Annotated in this window: 18 protein-coding genes; 3 read left to right on the forward strand and 15 right to left on the reverse strand. The window is 45.8% G+C overall.

Annotated features, from left to right (window positions below; genetic code table 11):
- Positions 1-128: 128 nt before the first annotated feature.
- From QZV24_RS03945 to mqnE (QZV24_RS03960), 4 genes are read right to left on the reverse strand one after another with little or no spacing between them, the layout of a single operon-like run.
- Positions 129-977, reverse strand: a complete 849-nt coding sequence (locus tag QZV24_RS03945) for an MTAP family purine nucleoside phosphorylase (protein ID WP_294520421.1) — start codon at positions 975-977, stop codon at positions 129-131.
- 1 nt (position 978) lies between these two features.
- Positions 979-2,001 (reverse strand): cyclic dehypoxanthinyl futalosine synthase, encoded by a 1,023-nt coding sequence (gene mqnC, locus QZV24_RS03950; RefSeq protein WP_294520424.1) that lies wholly within the window; start codon positions 1,999-2,001, stop codon positions 979-981.
- On the reverse strand, positions 2,002-3,090 hold the full coding sequence (gene mqnE / locus QZV24_RS03955; RefSeq protein WP_294520427.1) for an aminofutalosine synthase MqnE: 1,089 nt from the start codon (positions 3,088-3,090) through the stop codon (positions 2,002-2,004).
- An 11-nt stretch (positions 3,091-3,101) separates the two neighbouring features.
- Positions 3,102-4,196, reverse strand: a complete 1,095-nt coding sequence (gene mqnE, locus QZV24_RS03960; RefSeq protein WP_294520429.1) for an aminofutalosine synthase MqnE — start codon at positions 4,194-4,196, stop codon at positions 3,102-3,104.
- A 374-nt stretch (positions 4,197-4,570) separates the two neighbouring features.
- Here mqnE (QZV24_RS03960) and lgt point away from each other — a divergent pair, with 374 nt between their 5' ends.
- From lgt to QZV24_RS03975, 3 genes are all read left to right on the forward strand, one after another.
- A complete protein-coding gene (gene lgt, locus QZV24_RS03965) occupies positions 4,571-5,350 on the forward strand; it encodes a prolipoprotein diacylglyceryl transferase (RefSeq protein ID WP_294520432.1) in 780 nt (259 codons plus the stop codon).
- 88 nt (positions 5,351-5,438) lie between these two features.
- Positions 5,439-5,903 (forward strand): adenosylmethionine decarboxylase, encoded by a 465-nt coding sequence (gene speD, locus QZV24_RS03970; RefSeq protein WP_294520435.1) that lies wholly within the window; start codon positions 5,439-5,441, stop codon positions 5,901-5,903.
- Between the two features lie 119 nt (positions 5,904-6,022).
- Positions 6,023-6,865 carry a menaquinone biosynthetic enzyme MqnA/MqnD family protein gene (locus QZV24_RS03975; RefSeq protein WP_294520439.1) on the forward strand — a complete coding sequence of 281 codons (843 nt, stop codon included), beginning with the start codon at positions 6,023-6,025 and terminating at the stop codon, positions 6,863-6,865.
- A gap of 8 nt (positions 6,866-6,873) precedes the next feature.
- Here the strand turns inward: QZV24_RS03975 and QZV24_RS03980 are convergent, their stop codons facing one another.
- The 11 genes from QZV24_RS03980 to hemZ form a co-directional block, all read right to left on the reverse strand.
- Positions 6,874-9,480, reverse strand: coding sequence for a calcium-translocating P-type ATPase, PMCA-type (locus QZV24_RS03980; RefSeq protein ID WP_294520442.1), 2,607 nt, complete (start codon positions 9,478-9,480; stop codon positions 6,874-6,876).
- A gap of 29 nt (positions 9,481-9,509) precedes the next feature.
- Positions 9,510-11,222, reverse strand: a complete 1,713-nt coding sequence (locus QZV24_RS03985; RefSeq protein ID WP_294520445.1) for a phosphoethanolamine transferase — start codon at positions 11,220-11,222, stop codon at positions 9,510-9,512.
- 13 nt (positions 11,223-11,235) lie between these two features.
- Positions 11,236-11,967, reverse strand: coding sequence for a 7-carboxy-7-deazaguanine synthase QueE (locus tag QZV24_RS03990; RefSeq protein WP_294520447.1), 732 nt, complete (start codon positions 11,965-11,967; stop codon positions 11,236-11,238).
- A 12-nt stretch (positions 11,968-11,979) separates the two neighbouring features.
- The gene (queD, locus tag QZV24_RS03995) at positions 11,980-12,357 is read right to left on the reverse strand and encodes a 6-carboxytetrahydropterin synthase QueD (protein ID WP_294520450.1); all 378 of its coding nucleotides are present in this window, start codon (positions 12,355-12,357) and stop codon (positions 11,980-11,982) included.
- A 63-nt stretch (positions 12,358-12,420) separates the two neighbouring features.
- A complete protein-coding gene (locus tag QZV24_RS04000) occupies positions 12,421-13,674 on the reverse strand; it encodes a glycosyltransferase family 2 protein (protein ID WP_294520452.1) in 1,254 nt (417 codons plus the stop codon).
- Between the two features lie 36 nt (positions 13,675-13,710).
- On the reverse strand, positions 13,711-14,415 hold the full coding sequence (pssA, locus tag QZV24_RS04005; RefSeq protein WP_294520455.1) for a CDP-diacylglycerol--serine O-phosphatidyltransferase: 705 nt from the start codon (positions 14,413-14,415) through the stop codon (positions 13,711-13,713).
- Entirely contained in the window at positions 14,415-15,053 is a 639-nt protein-coding gene (locus QZV24_RS04010) for a phosphatidylserine decarboxylase family protein (RefSeq protein ID WP_294520458.1), read from the reverse strand. Before QZV24_RS04010 ends, pssA begins: the two co-directional genes overlap by 1 nt.
- 129 nt (positions 15,054-15,182) lie before the next feature.
- A complete protein-coding gene (locus QZV24_RS04015) occupies positions 15,183-15,908 on the reverse strand; it encodes a WecB/TagA/CpsF family glycosyltransferase (protein ID WP_294520461.1) in 726 nt (241 codons plus the stop codon).
- Positions 15,909-16,007: 99 nt separating this feature from the next.
- Positions 16,008-17,807, reverse strand: coding sequence for an aspartate--tRNA ligase (gene aspS, locus QZV24_RS04020; RefSeq protein WP_294520462.1), 1,800 nt, complete (start codon positions 17,805-17,807; stop codon positions 16,008-16,010).
- Between the two features lie 31 nt (positions 17,808-17,838).
- The gene (gene hisS / locus QZV24_RS04025) at positions 17,839-19,089 is read right to left on the reverse strand and encodes a histidine--tRNA ligase (protein WP_294520465.1); all 1,251 of its coding nucleotides are present in this window, start codon (positions 19,087-19,089) and stop codon (positions 17,839-17,841) included.
- Positions 19,090-19,137: 48 nt separating this feature from the next.
- Positions 19,138-20,628 (reverse strand): coproporphyrinogen dehydrogenase HemZ, encoded by a 1,491-nt coding sequence (gene hemZ / locus QZV24_RS04030; RefSeq protein ID WP_294520468.1) that lies wholly within the window; start codon positions 20,626-20,628, stop codon positions 19,138-19,140.

Below are 20,628 nucleotides of genomic sequence, written 5' to 3' on the forward strand. Positions count from 1 at the left end.
CAATTAGCGTTTCAACGAGCTGGGAGATATGCTCGCCAGCTGTTGTAGTTTGTTTTCCCCCACCTAAAGAGGTGGGGGACATCTTAAAGCTCGTTATAAACAGATTATAATATGGGCTATTTTATTTCTCAACCCTTGGAGGATGCCTGATTATATACATCCTTCAGCAGAGTTTCCTTGCGAAGCTTCAAGCATTCACAATGCTTATCTGAAGCCGCCACATTGCGGATGGTTTCCAAAATAATCTCACCAATCATTGGTGCATCATCATAGAAAATATCCGCCATATCCTGATGGGACCATTTCCTTATGCCCTCACCATAATTAACAGTAAAATACAGTCCGGCATAGCAGGCCCCAATTTCCCGGGCCAAATATACCTCCGGACACATACTTTGCCCCACTATATCAGCATGACCATTCAGCATAGCCACCTCGGCGGGACTCTCAAAGTGACGGCCATCCGTAACCGCATAGGTTCCTCTGGTGAAAATACGCCCGTTAAACCGTTTTTTGGTGGCCTCAATAAGAGCCTGACGCAGCTCCGGGCACAAAGCGTCCCGCATCACCAACAGATACCGGCCATCCAGCATAACATCCTTGCGCATGGACAAATCAAGATAATCATCCGGCACCATAAAATCACGAATATCCAACAACTTATTTACAGTGCCGACACCACCCTCGGAAATAATCCGTTTTACGCCAGCCTCCCGAAACACCCAGAATACCTGTCTGGAGGCATCTGCCCTGGTTACTCCGCTGCGCCATCCGTGCATTTTTACAGTAAGAACATGCTTATCCCCTACGGTAAAATGGCAAAACGCCGGACTTTCCCCATAAGGAGTATCAAAATGAAGGTTTTCACCTACAATCTTTACATCATCAGCCTTTACATTGGCCGGAAAATCGCTGGAAAGGGTACCAGAACCACCTACCACTGCATAATCAGCCTTAGGGATTATCTTTTCTGCCATATCAGAACCTCCGTAAAATCTCATACTCAGTATTGCGCTGAGCTGGCTTCCGGCCAGCGCCCCTTATCATGTCCACCATTTTGTTAATGGACATATCATAAGCTGTACCAGCGGCCCTTACAACATTTTCTTCCAGCATAATACTGCCCAAATCATCAGCCCCAAAGCCCAGAGTCAACTGGCCAATGCGTTCTCCCTGCGTTACCCAGGAGCCCTGAATATGTTTAATATTATCCATATAAAGCCGACTCATGGCCAAATTACGCATATAATCCCAGCCGGACACCTTTTCGCCGCCCAGTTCAGTATTATGTGGCTGAAATGTCCAGGAAATGAAAGCCCGGAATCCACCGGTCTTATCCTGCAGCTGGCGGATACGCTCCATATGCTCAACACGCTGTGCCATGGTTTCACCTAAACCAATGACCATAGTAGCAGTAGACTCCATCCCGATAGAGTGGGCACACTCCATTACATGGAGCCAATCCTCGGTCATAATTTTTTTCGGACTTACCCGTTTACGCACCTCGTCCACCAAAATTTCTGCACCGCCACCCGGCAGGCTGTCCAAACCAGCCGCCTGCAGGCGTTTCAGGCACTCCAATACAGTTATGCCCTCCTGATAGGCAAAATGCTGGATTTCCGTTGCCGTAAAGGAATGAATGGTAATATCAAAGCGGCTTTTTATGGCCCGCAGCATATTTTCATAATAACCAAGGCCCAAATCCGGATACAGTCCCCCCTGAATCATCAGCTGGGTACCTCCGGCATCCACCGTTTCCTGTACCTTGGCCAGGATTTCCTCGTTGGTCAGCAAATAGGCATCCTTGTGATCCTTGCGACGGAAAAAGGCACAAAACCGGCATTCATTCTTACACACATTGGTATAGTTTATATTTCGGTCCACAATAAAGGTAACGGTATCATCAAACCGCTTACGGCGTTCTGCATCCGCTGCCCGGCCCAACTCAATGGGATCACCATTGGTCAGCAGCTCAACGGCTTTCTTTGCTTCCATTCGCATTTATTCCGCCTCCTTTATGGGATGATAAAAGGTATCCCGCTCCACCGGAATCATTCCCGCCTCAGTTATGAGCTTTCTAAGGCGCTCTCTGGTAGTCCCGGTTCCGGTTTTTGCCCCGGCCTCGTGAATGATTTTTTCCTCACCAATGGTACCGTCCAAATCATCCGCCCCAAAGCCAAGAGCCAACTGCGCCAATGGGGTTGTCAGCATAATCCAGAAGGCCTTCACATGGTCAATATTATCCAAAATCAATCGGGACAAGGCAATCATCTTCATATCCTCCCAAGAGCCAACCCGCTTTAAATGACTCAGCTGAGTATTGGCCGGGTGGAATGGAAAGGCAATAAATGCCTGAAAGCCACCGGTTTCATCTTGAATATCCCGCAGGGTAATCAAATGCTGCAGCCGCTCCTCTATGGTTTCAATGTGGCCATACATGATGGAGCAGTTGGTGCGAATCCCCAGCTCATGGGCTGCCTTAATCGTCTCAATCCACTGAGCTGTGGTGGCTTTTTTCGGGCATATTTCCTGCCGGACCCGATCGTTTAAAATCTCCGCTCCCCCGCCTGGCAACGAGGACAAACCTGCTTCCTGCAGAATTTCCAAAATTGCCTTGACCGGTTTGCCGGTCATCTGACTGAAATGCACTACCTCAACCGGCGTAAAGGCCTTTATATCCACCGTTGGCAGAGCAGCCTTCACCTGGCGTACCACATTTAGATAATAGTCAAAATCCTTTGTAGGATGTAACGCACTGACAATGTGAATTTCCCCCAGATTTTTCACCTGCTTGGCCTCGGCCAACACCCTGGCCACATCCTCAGTTTCCATCACATAGCCTCGTTTGTCCCCTTCCTCACACTGAAAGGCACACAAAGGACAGCCAGAGGTGCAGATATTTGTCAGGTTGATATGTCGGTTTACATTGTAGTAAACATTTTTACCACTTTTCTTTTCCTTCATCTTCCTGGCACAGGCGGCTAAAAAAAGCAGGTCGTTATCTTCATACAGGGCCAGGGCATCCGAAAGGGTCAACCGTTCGCCAGCCTCCGCTTTGGCTCTGGCCTGTTTTATTTCTTCCTCAGTCATTGGTATTCTCCTTAATCAAATCGACGCAAAATATTAAAATTGCAGTCACAGGCCGCCGGAATACGGCCAGCATCACGAATAAGCTTAATTATACGGTCCTCGCTAAGAGCCTGTGGGCTGGTGGCACCGGCATCATGCAGAATAACTTCCTTGTGAACTGTACCATCGATATCGTTAGCTCCGAATCCTAAGGCAACCTGGGCCACCGGTACTGTCAGCATTACCCAATATGCCTTGATATTGTCAATGTTATCCAGCATCAGACGGGAAATTGCCATGGTCCTAAAATCATCCCACATGGTAGTCTGCTTTATACTCTGCCCCAGCTCCGTGTTCTTGGGCAAAAACGGGAAACAAATAAATGTCTGGAGGCCGCCGGTTTCATCCTGTAAATCACGAAGCTTAATTAAATGATCCACCCGTTCCTCCAGGGTTTCAATATGGCCATAAAGCATGCTGGCATTGGACTTTATCCCCAGCCTATGAGCTGTTCGGGCCACCTCAAGCCATTCATCCGCAGTAGCCTTCTTTGGACACAGCTCCCTCCGGACCCGGTCAGACAAAATCTCCGCCCCGCCGCCGGCAATGGCCTGGAGTCCGGCTGCCTTTAATTTTTTCAGCACAGCTTCAATGCTAAGGCCAGAAATCTTTGAGAAATGGGTAATCTCTACTCCAGTAAATCCCTTCAGATACAGCTCCGGGAATTCATCATGCAAGGCCTGCAGCCGCTCCAGATAGTCATCAAAGGACCAATCCGGATGCAGACCACTGACTACATGCAGTCCGGCCAGATTGGGATCCTTTTTGGCGTCCCGAACCACATCAAGGGCCTGCTCTACACTGAAAGCATAAGCCCCCTTACTGTCCTTATCCTTGCCAAAGGCACAGAACTTGCAATGGGAAGTGCAGATATTCGTCAAATTCACATGACAATTTACATTGTAATAAACGATATCACCGCATTTCCTTTTCCGGACCATATCAGCCATATTGCCCAGCCAAGCAATATCGTGACAGTTAAACAGCCGGATACCATCCTCCCGGGACAGTCTTTCTCCCTGTATTATTTTTTGCTCAATATCAGCATATTCATTGGATGCGTACAAAACAATAATCCCTCGGTTTCTCTATATGATATAAAATTGTATGATATATTTTTTCGCATACGGAATATATTATAACGCAGTTGTTCAAATTTTCCTATATTTATATAGGAAAATATACATCATAGCGTTTCGTCGAAGTATAAAAGTAACTCGACATAACGCAGTTGTTCAAATTTTCCTATATTTATATAGGAAAATATACATCATAGCGTTTCGTCGAAGTATAAAGGTAACTCGACATAACGCAGTTGTTCAAATTTTGTCGACAGACAAAATACACTTATCAGCGTTTCGTTTCCCTCCCCACTTTATTCGGGCTTAGCCTTGACCAATAGCGTATAATATATATGTGAGTTAAAATTCGGGAGGATAATATGCACCAATTTCTTTTCTACATAGGAGATTTTCCAATACGGGCCTACGGTCTGGTGTTGAGTATCAGCATCATTTTAGCCACCGGTGTGGGCTACTATCTGGCCAAACAGGACGGCCGCTATCACGGTCATGTGGTGGATTTAGGAATTTATTGTGGCCTTAGTGGACTTTTAGGCGCCAGGCTGTGGGATGTGTTTTTCTTTGACTGGGGCTATTACAAAGACCACCTTACCGAGATACTAAATGTCTGGCAGGGGGGAATGGCTATTCAGGGTGGCGTGATTTTAGGCGTTATTGTAGGCGTATTGTATTGCCGTCATCATAAAATTGACATTTTGGCCATGATGGATATTGCGGCCCCGGCTATTGTTTTTGGACAGGGATTGGGCCGCTGTGCCAATTTATTAAACGGTGATGCCTTTGGAGCACCTACCGGCGGCAGCTTTGGCATATTATATCCATCCTCAACTCTGGCCTATCATACCTATGGCAGTCAACCGCTTTGGCCAGCCGAAATCTGGGAAGGCCAACTGGATTTTGTCATTTTTGCCCTATTGCTGCTTTTTCGGGCTTTTCCTCACATAAAAGGTCAGGCCTTTGCCCTGTATGTCATGCTGTATTCTCTGGTCAGATTTTTTTTGGAATACCTGCGGGGGGATTATACCGGGCTGATTATGGGCGTATTTAAATCGGCCCAAATGACCAGTGTTATTGGCTTTATTGCAGCTCTTATCTGTTTTGTTGGATTGTACTTTTACAAAGGCAACAAAAGCACATAATACCTTTACAAAAGTTATAAATACTTTACTCATAAAACTACTTATTGTATAATTATGAGGAAATGATAGCTTTGAAAGGGGTATTTACTTGAGTATAATTGCACGACACATTACTGTTGATATGTATAAATGCAAAACGACCTGCTTTGATGATATGCATGCGTTGCAAAATACCATAAAGACCATGCTGCAGGAAAGCGATTTGGAAATTCTTTCCTCCAGCAGCCAAATGATGACTGATGAGCACATTGCTATTGTATTGCTGTTCAACGAAGGTCATATTACGGTTCACGCGTTCCCAGATTTACAGTATGTTTCCGCCGATGCCTTTTTATGCGAAGAAGACGCAGCACCGGAGCAAGTTTTCAGCTCCATAAAAAAGCTCTTTAAACCGGAAAAAACCAAAACAACCATTTTAAAACGGGGAGATTTTGGCACCAACACGGATATGAAACCAAAGACAAAAACCAAGGTTGCCCCTCTGCGCCGGATTCACAATACCGGCAGCAAGGTAATCAATATGCTGAAAAACAAAGACGACAACAAAAACTGATAAAAGCCGTCCCTAGGGACGGTTTTTTTTATGTATACATTACACATTCCACCAAAGTATCAACAAATCCGTTTTTATATGTATAATATTACCTATATCAGATAATTCAGGAGTATACTATGAACAAACCTCGCCTTGGACATATCAATTTTTTAAATGTACTGCCGTTAACTTACAGTCTGCTACACTGCGGCTTTGATGAGGGCATTGACATAAAAAAGGGTGTCCCATCTGTTATGAACAACGATCTTATAAACAACCGGCTGGATGCCAGTGAAATCTCTTCCATTGTTTACGCCAAAAATTCTGACAACCTGTTAATATTGCCCGATATGTGTGTCCGGGCTGACGGGCCGGTACGGAGTATTATTCTGGTTTCCCGCAAACCCATCTACGAAATCAATGAAGACAAGATAATCCTTACAGCGCAATCAGCTACTTCCCACACCTTCGCCCGGATTATCCTCCATAAAGCCTATGATGCCAATCCAAAATATTATACCCGGCACATTTGTCCTGAGAATCCGGTACCGGAAGATGCTACCGCCGCTCTGTTCATCGGTGATGATGCCCTAAATTTGTATTATCACCAGGACAAGGAAAAGTTCTATTATTATGATATGGGCATGGAGTGGAAAAAACTCACCGGAAGGTGTATGGTTTACGCTGTATGGGCCGTCCATAAGGACTTTGCCACCAATTATCCTGATCAGCTTCAGCTATTGTATGAACGACTGTATAAGGGACTTCGTCATGGTTATGCCCGCAAGCAGGAGGCCATTAACTCGATTCTTGACACAAAACCATTCACCTATTCCCAGCTCAGTGAGTATCTGGAAGTCATAAAATGGAATCTGACCGAAGAATATTTGGACAATCTGATGGTGTTCTACAAATATGCTTATGAAATGAAGCTTATTCCCCGTATTCCCAAGCTAAAATTAGCTCAAATAAAAATTTAAGGCTGCCCTCAGGCAGCCTTTTTCATTGCTTTACGCAGCACATCCACCGGAATAACCCCAAAAGCCAGTCCGGCACAGACAAGCCAGGAATTTAATGACAAACTTTCTACACTTAATGCCTCGCCCCCAAAGGTGACAAAGACAAACTGCATAACAAAAATTCCCAGCATTACCAAAATAAAATTTGTATTCCTCCCCAAATGCTCAAAAGGATTTAAATGCTCCGTACGGGCGTTAAAACCGTTGAAGGTAATGGCCATCATAAAGGTGGCAAAGACAGCTGACTTCAAATATACGCCATCTGTACTGCCAAACCAGGCCCGAATAGGTTCAATAAATAATATTCCCAAACAGATTATGGTGATGTACAAGGCACCTATGATTACTTCCGTCATCATCCCACCAGTTACAATGTTTTCCTGCCGTGGGATTGGCTTATCCTTCATATATTCCGCCAGCGCCGGCTCACTGCCATAGGCAATGGCTGCCAAGGTATCCATTGCCAGATTTATCAGCAACAATTGAATGACGGTCAAAACTACATTTTCCCCCAACAGTGGTCCGATAAAGCAGGTCAATACTGCTGCAACATTCACTGTCAGCTGAAAAATAAGGAATTTTCGGATGCTTTTAAACATGGTACGGCCATACAAAATGGCTTTGCAGATAGAAGAAAAATTATCATCAAGAATGGTAATGTCCCCTGCTTCCTTGGCTACTTCCGTACCACTGCCCATGGCAAAGCCCACATCGGCTTTTTTCAGGGCCGGAGCATCATTTACCCCATCGCCGGTCATTCCAACCACATAATCCAGCTCCTGGGCAATTTTCACCAAACGGCTTTTATCTGTCGGCAGAGCCCGGGACACCACCCGCAAATCCGGCAGGATGGCCTTGATTTCCTCATCAGTTTTTTCCTTCAGTTCATCTGATGTCAAGACAATATCCTGATCATTTCGTATAAGTCCGGCTTCTCTGGCAATAGCCATGGCAGTTTCCTTGCGGTCACCGGTAACCATTACTACCTGTACCCCGGCAGACTGAGCCGCAGAAATGGCCTCCACCGCTTCCTTCCGCACATTATCACGGATGCTGATAAGGCCAATAAGAGTCAAATGGTCACTATCAGGGTTACTCCCCATAGCCACCGCCAAAAGGCGCATAGAGCGTGAGGCCTGCTTATTGATGTACCCATTTAGGACCTCATCAGCCGTTTTATCACCAAAATCCCGCTCAACGCCATCTTTATCAATATAGTAATGGCATAACCCTAAAACCTGTTCCGGTGCTCCTTTTAAGAAATAGCGGCTATCCTCCGGATCCATCCAATAAGTGATGGATGAAACCTTCCTTTCCGAATCAAAGGGAACACTGGTCTCCAGCCTGGTTTTATCTATTTCATCAACAAGTTGGTTGTCAGCCAGCATTTTTAGCAAAGCCCGGTCAGTGCTGTTGCCACCCACTATATTACCCTGACTGTAGGTAGCTCCATTGTTCACCCCTGCTCCCACAGTAAAATACCTGATGGCCTTCCGGGAAAATGATTTTACATCTGTATAATGGGAACCATCCCCCAGGGCAAGCTCCACCACAGACAGCTTTCCCTCCGTGATGGTACCGGTCTTATCACTGAACAAAATACTAATGCTGCCGGCTGTTTCCAGCCCGTTAATTTTTCGTACCAAAACATTGTCCTTGGCCATTTTCAGACTCTGCAGGGACAACAATATGGAGGTGAGCATGGGCAGACCTTCCGGCACAGCACAAACAATAATGGTAACTGCCACGGTAACGGCATCAATAATCAGCCGGCCCCACCCCAGAATATCCTCCGGCCATACACCGCTGAAAAAGGTTTTGGCCAAAATTCCGGCAATGATGGCGATAGCACCTACATAACCAAAAGTCGAAATTTGATGAGCCAGTTTCCCCAGCTTGACCTGCAGCGGCGTTTCACGTTGCTTTTCCTGGACCTCCAGTGACATTTTGCCAAACAGGGTCCGGTCACCGGTTACCTTGGTGGTAAAATATCCTTCCCCGGCGCAGACAATGGTTCCTCTGTACACATAGTAATTATTCAGCAAATCATTTATATCATAGGAATCATTATCCTGAGCCGGCGGAAATTTATCCGCTTCCTCTGTTTCGCCGTTCAGGGCCGATTGGTCGATTTGTACTCTACCCTCTATCATAAGCCCATCAGCCGGAATTTTATCCCCAGCCTGTAGATAAACGATATCGCCCTGCACCACATCGTCCACAGGAATTTCCTGCAAACAACTATCCCGGACGACCTTGGCCCGCTCCAAAGCTTCGGCTTCTTCCTTCAGGGCATTAGCCTTATGCTCCTGACTGTTTTCACTGTAGGCTGCCACTCCGTTGGCAATGATTATGGCCACAAATATGCCCACCGGTTCAAACCACTCAGCTTGTCCCATGGCAAATAAAACCAACTGTACCACAAGAGCCACCAGCAAAATCATTATCATAGGATCACGAAATCCGTTCAGCAGTTTTTGCCAAAGAGATTCCCCCTCCAGCTGGGTCAGCTTGTTAGTACCATATTTACGGCGCAGTTCCTCTATATCTTTGGAGCTTAAGCCCGTTAATGTCATAATAATCCCTCATCCATCACCATGGACTTTTACTTTCCCGTAGCCAAAATTTCGTTATCATAATCCTTTTCATCGAAAAACCTTGGCCGCAGGGTATTATACTCCTGGTTAATAATACTTCTGGCCGGATCAAAATCCGGCGTATGAATATCGGCAATATCCAGTACAGTATGAATCATATCATCCGTCATATACGGATTGTAAATGGCCTCCTGGATCAAGGCCCACTTTTCCGGATGATTTTCCTTAAACTTTTCCGAAGCCCACATAATCAACGGAACCTCAATCATATGCCGGCTTGGATTTTCTTCAATATGACCATTGACACCGCCCTCATCGTATACAGCCTCGCCATGATCCGGCAGATAAATAACAATGGTATCACTGTTGGTTTCCCGGAACTTGTCGATAATACCGCTGACAATGTAATCGTTGTAGAAAATGGCATTATCATACTGAGAAATAACTTCCTTCTGGTCATTATTATAATTTCCGGTAATATCCTTTTCTGTAAACTTAGTAAAGAGATATGGATATCGGTTGTAATACGCCAGATGACAGCCCATAAGATGCACTACATAGAAATTCTTTTCCCCGTCAGCACCACCAATGGCATTATCTACCAGAGGAAACAACTCTCCATCTACCCGACCGTCATCCTCCTTAGAATCCCGAATCTGGGTGTAATGACTAACATCACTGTGGGCCGCATAAATCTGGGCTACATTTCCCCATATTCCCGAGCTTTCCTGATTGGAAAGCCAATGGGTCTTGTAACCGGCCGCATTCATGATATCAATAAGATTGTTGTATTCAAACCACGGCTTTGGTGCCTCATGATTACAAAATGTAAAAATTTTGCTGAGTGAAGCCACAGTAGTGGAATGAGCACTGACCACATCCCGGAAATACACAATTTCACCTTTTTGGGCCATAGCGTCCAAATTAGGTGTATTAGGCAAATTGTAGCCATAAAGATGCATATGATTCCGGTTGGTGGACTCACCCAAAATAAACACAATATTGGTTATCTTGCCATCATTTTTCGTCAGTTCAATATGCTCATCCAGCTTGGCCACCAATTCCTGATAGGCCACATGGTTTTTCCAGGCCGTATTGGTGGCTCCCATCAGGCGGGTCAGTGGCGTCAAATCATCTCCGCCAAACATTATCCCCGGATAGGCACAGCACATATAAATAGCATAGGCCGCCGATACCGTAAATACAATACCCGCCAACACTTTTTGCGACAATGCATCTATTTGGGCCTTTTTCCACGGCTTATATTTAACCAGTAAATAAAGAACAACAACAATAGCCAGTGCCAAACCTAATCCGCCAAAACCTACAAAGGTCTTGACAAATTCAGCTGATTCCTCCGGATTGGTTTCAAACAGAGAATTCACTGTACCAATTCCCAAAAGAGCATTGTACTGATACAAAACAAAGGCTTCAATTACAAAGGCCACAAACATTATTCCCACCAAAATACGGCGGATAATTTTTGATGCCTTGGGAACAAACAGCCACTTGGTAATAAAGGTAACTGCAATAGCGGTCAAAAGACCGGTAAAAGTCAGACTCATCACCAAATCTACCTTGCCGTCATTGGCCCATTTTATCACCTGGGTGGAGCAGCCTAGCAGCCATATTGTCATCAAAAAACCGAAATCTTCACCGGCTATGCAGGCTATTTTCTGAAAAAATGCCCCCAGTTTGTCTGAAAAGTTTTCTTTAGCCAACTGCTGCACCTCCTTATAACTGATTCATCATCCGGTGGGTCTGAGGAATAACCCGTACATCCCTAAGGCATTCCAAAGCCTGTTGCTGCAGCTCCAGCATTAGATCCGGTGACGCCTCAGCTACCCCGTTCACTGGAGTAACTGGCTGCAAAACAAGCATAATATCCGGATTTATCCCTGCCACCATATCAATGGCCCGCTGAAAATCCTCCATATCTGTATCGCCGGTAATCACCAGCTTTACATAAACATCCTTTTTCTGCGCCAGCTCCAAAAATCTTTTATGATCAGCCCAATGATCAGCTCCGGTCATTTGTGGCAGCTTTATATCCATACTTATAATGTCTATCAAGTCAATTACCCGTTCCAGACGGTCCGGCAAAGTGCCATTGGTTTCCAGCATAACCGGTGCATTTATCATGGGAATTAACTCAGAAAGAAAAGCTGAATGAAGCAATGGCTCACCACCAGTAAAGCTGATAGCCTGATGTGGCAAAGCCTGTAGAAAACGGTTGATATAAGCCGCTACCTCGCTTGGCTCCAATGGGTTTATTGCATCAGAAAACTTCCGCGAGCCCGGATATGTTTCCACCTGACACAGGGTGTGCAGCCCGGCCTCGTGCTCCGTATCACAATATTCACATTTAAGATTACAACCTTCAAACCGCACAAATAATTGACGGCAGCCAACATAACGGCCTTCCCCCTGTACGGAAGAAAAAATCTCAATAATATTTGCGTCCATGCTCCCTGTCCTTTAATCCAATGTATAAATAACCGATGATTTTGGTGACTCCCAAACCTGAATATGCTTTAACTTAACATTTTCATTGAAAAAATCTGCCTTGGCCATTTCCTCGTATATATACTGCGCCAAATGCTCTGCCGTGGGGTTATAACCCTCCTTAAAGGCAGGCAGCTCATTCAGATATTGATGGTCCAAGGTTTCCAACAAATCCCGCAGCCGGCCCTTTACCACCTTAAAATCCACCAGCATTCCCAGTTCATCCAGTTTATTACCTGTAACAGCCGCTTCCACAATCCAGCTATGTCCGTGGAGTCTGTCACATTTGCCATTATAGCCGGCAATGCGATGAGCAGCCTCAAATTCAGCACTCACATGAATTTCAAACATAAACATCCTCCGTTCAAAAAGGGAAACCCCTTCATTGCCAATGGTTCTGAAGGGGTAATTTTATCATTTTCGACCATCAATAAACTGATCGTAGCTGACTGCCTGGGTATGCTTGGTATGCGCCCATTCGTGCTCGTTTCGATGAATAAAGCCCAAGAAAACAATTGGCAACCAGGAATAAATAAACACCTGATACAACGGTATATACAGCCAAGCCTTCCATTTGGCCCGCATCTTGATGAGAATAATCATTGGCAGTAAATACTGAATAATGGTGATAGCCGTCATCAGATGATTAGGCATAAAGGCGTAAATACTGGTATAAATCTGCTGACCGTAAAACACCTGAATATAACCCATAAGTATAAAAAAGGCCGTAAACATCAGGAAATATGGCTGAATAAGGTACAGGCAGCCATCCAAAATAGGAATACTACGCTGTTTGATTCCCTCTTTCAACAGCTTTGGTATAAAGCGATGGGCCACATCAAACTGTCCCTGTGCCCAGCGTTTGCGCTGATACCAGGACTGCATAAAGGTCAGTGGCTTTTCATCGTAAATAATAGCATCCACAGCCCAGGTGGTTTTGATACCTTCCACCAGGGACTTCATGGTAAATTCCATATCCTCAACCAGACAGTTAGCCCGCCAGCCGTGGCGTTTCAGGACCTCAGTCGTGATACACATACCAGTACCACCCAATACCGCCGAAAGGCCAAGATTCGTTTTGGCCTGATGTATCAAGTAATCAATAACCCAGAAAGACAGGGCAAAGGTAGCCGATACCCAGGAATCATACGGATTTTTGGCATCAAGAAAGCCCTGAACAATTTTGGCCCCCTTCATCAGATGGTGATTCATTTCCAGCAAAAATCTTGGATGAACCAGATTGTCCGCATCAAAAATGCAGACCGCGTCATACGGCTTGTCCATATCCTTTTCCATAGCAAACAGCTTGTCAAACATCCAGTCCAGGGCATATCCTTTGGTCTTATGCTCCGGATCAAACCGTTCGCAGACGATGGCCCCCGCTTCCCGGGACACCTCAGCAGTATTATCCGAACAGTTATCAGCAATTACATAGATATCATATAATTCCTTTGGATAATCCATCTCCTGTAAATTCTTTACCAGATGGGCCACCACCGCTTGCTCATTATGGGCAGCAATCAGGCAGGCAAACTTTTTTTCCGGAGTAGTTATCTTCTTTTCCTTGAACACTACCAGACCAAAAAAACCAATGATAAAGAAATATATAGTAAAGCAAAACAGAAATATCTGCAAAGGAATCATTATTATATCAAGTGGATAAAACATTAAGTTTATTCTCCTTCAAAAACAGCATACATCTTATTATTTATTACCAGAAAGCAAATTGATACTGTGGTTAACAATACCAAAAATTGCGTATGCTGCGAAAATACCAAACAGGACAGCATAACCGATTCCGTCCCGGCCCAACCACAAAATTAGCATAAAAATGATTGCAGCTACAGCCTTGGCAATAATATTCATTTTTTCACCATCACCCTTGAAATCAGGATAATGCACCGTGCTGACCATAAGATAAGCCACCACCATCACAATAATCGGGTAGGCATAGGACAACTCATTAAGATCATAGCCGATAGAGTTTACCAACAGAGTAGAAGTGGCAATCAAGCATCCACCGGCCGGAATAGCCAACCCCATAAAATAACCGTGTACCACGGTGGTATTGACATTGAACCGGGCCAAACGCCACATTCCGCACAACGCAAAGAATACCGCCGCTACACAGCCCAATATACCAAATTCGGCCAGCTGCAGCTTGTAAGCCAGCATAGCCGGTGCTGCGCCGAAGGATACCAAATCGCACAAAGAATCCATTTCCTTGCCAATCTCACTGCTGACATTCAGTGCTCTGGCCGACCGACCATCCAAACCGTCAGCCACCAGGGCCAACAATATACATACAGCACCCCAAAACAGGTTGCCATTAAAAGTCAAAATAATGGAACACATACCAAAAACCAGGTTCATTGAAGTCAAACCATTCGGAATAAGTGATTTACTCATTAGTCCTTTATCCTCCCTACGATGGTCTCGCCACCACGCACCTTGTCACCCTTCTTCACAAGGACTTCAACACCTTTTGGCATAACAATCTCCGTGCACGAACCAAACTTTATCAGGCCATAAACCTGACCCTTCTCCATCTTATCATCCAGGGTAACCCATGAAACAATCCGCCGGGCCAAAATCCCTGCTATCTGGGTAACCGTGACCTTTAGACGGTCATTCTCAATACCCAGCATATGACGCTCGTTGTCAAACCCCACCTCATCCTTGTAGGCTGGCCGGAAACGGCCACATACATATTTCTGACATTTGATTTCACCGGCAATCGGACTGCGGTTCACATGAACATTAAATACCGACAAAAAGATAATAACCTTTGTGCAAGGTTCCTTTATAAACTCATCATCGTCCAATTCAACTACATCCTGGACTGTGCCATCTGCCGGTGAAACCACCAGATGCTCATCTTCCGGAATCTTCCGTTTTGGATTTCTGAAAAAATATGTAAAATAACACGCTAAAATTACTGGAACAACTGCACCCAAGGGGCCAAAGGCCAAAGCAAGTAGTCCAGCCAGTGCCAATGCGCCAAAAATAAACACATAACCGTCCCGCACTATGGGAATACGGTTCATACTCAGCACCTCCCACTATAAAAATACAAATAATACCGATAAATAGCCACTCCATAAAACCTGTAGCTGGCTAATTTGCGCTTTAAGTCCGAATAAATTATATGCCAGTCAGTTTTCTTTGTCTACTTATTATTTGCTTTTCATTACTTCTATTACAAATTTTGGCAGGGCCATCAGCCGACCGATTCGGCTTGGCTGCTTCAAGCCCCGGAACAGCCATTCCAACTTGGCCTTTTGCATCCAGAGGGGTGCCCTCTGCATAACCCCGGCCATAACATCAAAGGAACCGCCCACACCGATGGATACCGGCACATTTAACTCCTGTTTATGGGCGTACAGCCATTTTTCCTGTTTTGGTACGCCAAGAGCTACCAATAGTATGTCCGGATCAGCATTCTTTATATCAGCGATGATTTCGGCTTCATCCTCTGGCTTGAAAAAACCATTTCGGGTACCGACAATATTTATTCCCGGATACCATTCTTCTGCCTTTGCTTTAGCTGATTCAGCCACCCCAGGTGCCGAGCCGAAGAAATATATCTTCTGTCCTCTTTCCGGTGCTGCTTTCATCAGTTCCTGCGCCAAATCATAGCCCGCTACCCGTTCCGGCATTGGATATCCAAGATATCCGGCGGCCCAAACTGTTCCGGCTCCATCCGGCACTACCAGATCAGCTGAATTTAAAATTGTTTTCAGCTCATCATCATAAGTGGCCCTCATTATCATTTCAGCATTAGCCGTGGCAATTAGGGCATTTCCCCGGTTTTCAATAAAGCCCTCAATAGTTTCCACCGCCTCGGTCATAGTTAAGGAATTTACCTTTACGCCGAGAATGTCAACCTTTTCCAAAGACATTATATGCCTCCCAATAAAAAAATAAGCAAAGGGGATGTGAAAAACGATTTTGTCTTATCACATTCCCCTTCGTATATAATTCTGATACCTAATTACTGATTAGTCTTCCTTGACCTTTTTCTTTACATGAGTGCGGATAGAAAGCTCCTTCAGCTGCTTTTCATCAACCTCAGATGGAGCCTGACTCATAACATCGGATGCACTCTGAGTCTTAGGGAAGGCGATAACATCACGGATAGACTTCCGCTTAGCCATAAGCATTACCAGACGGTCAAGACCAAAGGCCAATCCACCGTGTGGTGGAGCACCGTACTTGAAGGCATCCAGCATAAAGCCGAACTTTTCATGAGCTGCTTCCGGTGTCAAGCCGATAGCCTCAAATACCTTCTCCTGCAAATCCCCCTGATAAATACGGAGGGAACCACCACCGATTTCCACGCCGTTAAGTACCATATCATAAGCAATGGCCTTAACCTTACCTGGATTAGAGGAAAGATACTGCACATCCTCATCCCGAGGTGCAGTGAACGGATGATGCATGGCCTTCCAGCGCTTATCCTCTTCGCTGTATTCAAACATAGGGAAATCAACTACCCACAGAAAGCACAGCTTATCCGGATCAATGAGGCCACGACGGCGGGCCATTTCCAGACGAAGCTCACCCAAAGCCTGAGCTACTACCAATGGCTTGTCAGCAATTACCAGCAACAAATCACCAGTCTTGGCTCCGGTTGCCTTCTTGATTTCCTCAAAGGTTTCATCAGAATAGAACTTTTTGAATGGAGACTTTACACCTTCTTCAGTGTACTGAATCCAAGCCAGACCCTTGGCACCATAGCCCTGTACATACTGCACCAGACCATCCAGCTCACGGCGAGGAATATTGGCATAATCCTCCACATTGATAACCTTAACCTGACCACCGTTCTCCAAAACAGAAGCAAATACCTTGAAGTCAGAGCCCTTAACATATTCGGAAATATCCATAAGTTCCATGCCAAAGCGAAGATCCGGCTTGTCAGAACCAAACCGGTCCATAGCCTCATCCCAAGTCATACGCTGGAACTTCTCCGGCAGCTTAATATCCAATGCCTTATCGAAAATTTCCCCCATCATACCTTCCATCATGGTGAGAATTGTTTCCTGATCAATGAAGGACATCTCGATATCCAGCTGGGTGAATTCCGGCTGACGGTCAGCCCGCAGGTCCTCATCCCGGAAGCAGCGGACAATCTGGAAATACTTCTCAAAGCCGGAAAGCATAAGAATCTGCTTGTAAATCTGTGGAGACTGTGGCAAAGCATAGAATTCGCCTGGGTTCAGACGGCTTGGTACCAGGAAGTCACGGGCACCCTCCGGGGTGGATTTACAAAGCATTGGAGTCTCAATCTCCAAGAATCCATTACGGTCAAAATAGTCACGCATAATCTTGGTTACACGATGGCGAAGCATCAGGCACTTCTGCATCTCTGGCCGGCGCAAATCAAGATAACGATACTTCAGACGAAGCATTTCATCGACCTCAATACCATCCTGAATATAGAATGGCGGCGTCTTAGCTTTGTTCAAGATGCGAAGCTCAGCTACAACCACTTCGATTTCACCGGTTTCCATATTTGGATTGATGGTGTCCTCGCTGCGGGCCCGAACATTACCCCGAACGGCCAGCACGAACTCACTGCGGATGGTTTCAGCCTTATGGAAGGACTCCTCGCCAATAGCTGCCTCATCAAATACAATTTGTACCAGACCGGACCGATCACGGAAATCGATAAAAATCAGTCCGCCATGGTCACGCCGACGGGAAACCCAACCGCAAAGTACAACCTCGCTGCCCACATTATCCTTACGCAGCTCCCCGCAATGATGGGAACGCTTCAAACCTTCTAAAGTATCCATTTAGTTTTTCACCTCATATAATATTTTTGGATTATTTGACTTTGTTGATAATATCTGATACAGGAACCTTTTCCTGTTCACTGCCCGCCATATCACGGAGCATTACCGCGCCTTCAGCCAATTCATCATCGCCCATAATGGCCGCATATCTGGCGTTCAGCTTGTTGGCCTGCTTCATCTGGGCCTTCATGCTGCGACCAGCATAATCAACTGCCGCACTAAGTCCAGCATCCCGCAACTCCATTACCAGCTTGAAGGCTTCTTCCTGGGCTTTGTCACCCAAAGCAACCACATATACATCTACACTGCGATTCTTGTCCGGCAACAGCCCTTGCTTTTCCAGCGCCAGAAGCACCCTTTCCAGCCCAGTGGCAAAGCCAACTGCCGGAGTAGGATTTCCGCCCATTTCTTCAATAAGACCATCATAGCGGCCTCCACCAGCTACAGCACTCTGTGCTCCCAATGGCGGATATTTTATCTCAAAGGCAGTCTTGGTATAATAATCCAAGCCTCGAACCAGCCGTGGATCCAACTGGAACTTCACCCCCACCTTGGTGAGATAATTCTGCAGCTTCCGGAAATGGTCACTGCATTCATCGCACAGGCAATCAGTAATCTTTGGCGCATCCATCATATAAGATTTGCCGGCATCCTTCTTGCAATCCAGTATACGCATTGGTGCCCGCTCAAATCGGCTGCGGCAATCCTCGCATAAATCCTCCAGCTTATCCCGGAAGAATTCCTGCAACATAGTACGATACTTGGCCCGACAAGTTGGACAGCCCACGGAATTGATATAAAGCTCCAAATCCTTCAGGCCAAATCCTTCCAACAGCTTTATGGCCAATAGAATTATTTCCGCATCCACCGCTGGGTTGGACTCGCCAATGGCCTCCACCCCAAACTGATGGAATTCCCGCATCCGGCCAGCCTGTGGGCGGTCATAACGGAACATAGAGCCAATGTAGAACAGCTTGGTCAAAGCATTTTCAGCATAAAGCTTGTTCTGCAGATAGGCCCGGACAGCTGAAGCCGTATTCTCCGGCCGCAGGGTAATGCTTCTATCCCCCCGGTCGGTAAAGGTGTACATTTCCTTATCCACCACATCAGTGCCTTCGCCAATTCCCCGCTGAAACAGCTCAGTATGCTCAAAAACCGGTGTACGGATTTCCTCATAACCAAACCGCTTGCACAAAGAACGGATTTTGTCTTCCACATACAGCCAGTCACCTACTGTGTCCGGCAAAATATCCTTGGTGCCCCGTGGAGCATTTGTCAACATACTATCAAAAACCTCCTTTGCCCCTAATATAAAGAAGCAAGGTATATTCTAAAGGTGGCCATAAGCGTCTGCTATCAGGGCCGCCCGTTTTTCAATGTAAATATCTATATCTCTAAGATAGGTGATTAAATCCTTGGCGTTAAAGGATGATTTTAACCGTCTTTCCCGGAAATTAACCACCTTGCTGGTAGCCGCACCACCAATACCCAATATAGTCTGGTGTTCTTCCATTATCTGAATATTATAGATGCTTTCGGCTCCCGCCCTACAACAACCAACATTTTCCAGCTGGCCGCTCATATAGCCCTGTCGATACAGATAATATGGCTTCATTCCGGCCTTATGGATATAATCCATAGCCGTGCTGAACATCTGTCGGCAGGTATCATCATCCGGCAGCTCATATTCCTCCAGATTCATCTTCAGAACCGAGCCACGCTTCAGGGCCAGCGAATGAAGGGTAATATCATCCGGTCCCAGGGCAATGATTTTTTCCATGGTATCTTTGATATCAGCCACTCCCTCACCAGGCAAGCCAATAATCAAATCCATATTTATTTCCGGAATACCGGCCTCCCGCAGGCTGTCAAACATGGTAACAATGGCCTCCGGACTATGGTTGCGGCCAATTCTTTTCAAGGTCCGCTGCTGCATGGTCTGCGGATTGACACTGACTCTGGTCACATGCATTTCCACCATGGTTTTATTCTTTTCCGCCGACATACTGTCAGGGCGCCCCGCCTCTACAGTAAATTCCACCGTATCAGACCCATAAAAGGCTTCCTTTACGGTGGTCAGCATTTCCCTAAAATATTCATCCGGCAGGCTGGTAGGTGTACCACCGCCTACATATATGGACTGAACTTTAAAACCATAATCAGCTACAGCCTGCTTTACCGCTGCCAAATCCTTATGAAAAACCTCCATAAACCGGTCCAAACCGGCTTTATCCGGTAAGATATTGGCCGGAAAGGAGCAATACAGGCATCGGCTAAGGCAAAATGGAATTCCAACATATATACTGATAGTCTTTTCATCCGATCTGGCCAAAAATGGCTTTTGACGAATGGCCATATCCGTAATGGTGACAGCTTTTTCCTCACTGGCTTCGTAATCGCTGCGAAGCCGGGCAATCACCTCATCCCGGGACAAGCCACCCTCCAACAGGCGATGCACTATTTTGGTGGGACGGACCCCATGCAATATCCCCCAGGGAGCTGCTTTGAAACCAAACTGTTTTCTGAACAGCTGATATAGGTTAAGCTTTATCAAACGATGCTTGCCGGCCGAAAATCGCTCATCAGTCCGCCCAGCCATCGTCTGGCTCAAGGTTATGGCCTGATTCTTGGCATCGGTAATACTGATAACAGTCTCCACAACAGGGTATTCATCCCCCCGAAGATTGTTTACAATATCCAATGTTTTCCAATCGTATTCATCTTCACAATCAGTCTCAATCTTAAACAGATTGAGAACCTCCCGCACCACCTTGGTAACCACCTGGTCGCGGCTGTTCAATGTAAAGTAGTTTACCTTCAA

The organism is uncultured Anaerovibrio sp., from assembly GCA_902786545.1.
Lineage (GTDB): Bacteria > Bacillota > Negativicutes > Selenomonadales > Selenomonadaceae > Anaerovibrio.

What these genes read in the sequence shown, in the direction of transcription:
- QZV24_RS03945 (WP_294520421.1), bottom strand. Translation starts at nt 977, where the DNA reads ATGGCAGAAAAGATAATCCCTAAGGCTGATTATGCAGTGGTAGGTGGT.
- mqnC (WP_294520424.1), bottom strand. Translation starts at nt 2,001, where the DNA reads ATGCGAATGGAAGCAAAGAAAGCCGTTGAGCTGCTGACCAATGGTGAT.
- mqnE (WP_294520427.1), bottom strand. Translation starts at nt 3,090, where the DNA reads ATGACTGAGGAAGAAATAAAACAGGCCAGAGCCAAAGCGGAGGCTGGC.
- lgt (WP_294520432.1), top strand. Translation starts at nt 4,571, where the DNA reads ATGCACCAATTTCTTTTCTACATAGGAGATTTTCCAATACGGGCCTAC.
- QZV24_RS03975 (WP_294520439.1), top strand. Translation starts at nt 6,023, where the DNA reads ATGAACAAACCTCGCCTTGGACATATCAATTTTTTAAATGTACTGCCG.
- QZV24_RS03980 (WP_294520442.1), bottom strand. Translation starts at nt 9,480, where the DNA reads ATGACATTAACGGGCTTAAGCTCCAAAGATATAGAGGAACTGCGCCGT.
- QZV24_RS03990 (WP_294520447.1), bottom strand. Translation starts at nt 11,967, where the DNA reads ATGGACGCAAATATTATTGAGATTTTTTCTTCCGTACAGGGGGAAGGC.
- queD (WP_294520450.1), bottom strand. Translation starts at nt 12,357, where the DNA reads ATGTTTGAAATTCATGTGAGTGCTGAATTTGAGGCTGCTCATCGCATT.
- QZV24_RS04000 (WP_294520452.1), bottom strand. Translation starts at nt 13,674, where the DNA reads ATGTTTTATCCACTTGATATAATAATGATTCCTTTGCAGATATTTCTG.
- pssA (WP_294520455.1), bottom strand. Translation starts at nt 14,415, where the DNA reads ATGAGTAAATCACTTATTCCGAATGGTTTGACTTCAATGAACCTGGTT.
- QZV24_RS04010 (WP_294520458.1), bottom strand. Translation starts at nt 15,053, where the DNA reads ATGAACCGTATTCCCATAGTGCGGGACGGTTATGTGTTTATTTTTGGC.
- QZV24_RS04015 (WP_294520461.1), bottom strand. Translation starts at nt 15,908, where the DNA reads ATGTCTTTGGAAAAGGTTGACATTCTCGGCGTAAAGGTAAATTCCTTA.
- aspS (WP_294520462.1), bottom strand. Translation starts at nt 17,807, where the DNA reads ATGGATACTTTAGAAGGTTTGAAGCGTTCCCATCATTGCGGGGAGCTG.
- hisS (WP_294520465.1), bottom strand. Translation starts at nt 19,089, where the DNA reads ATGTTGACAAATGCTCCACGGGGCACCAAGGATATTTTGCCGGACACA.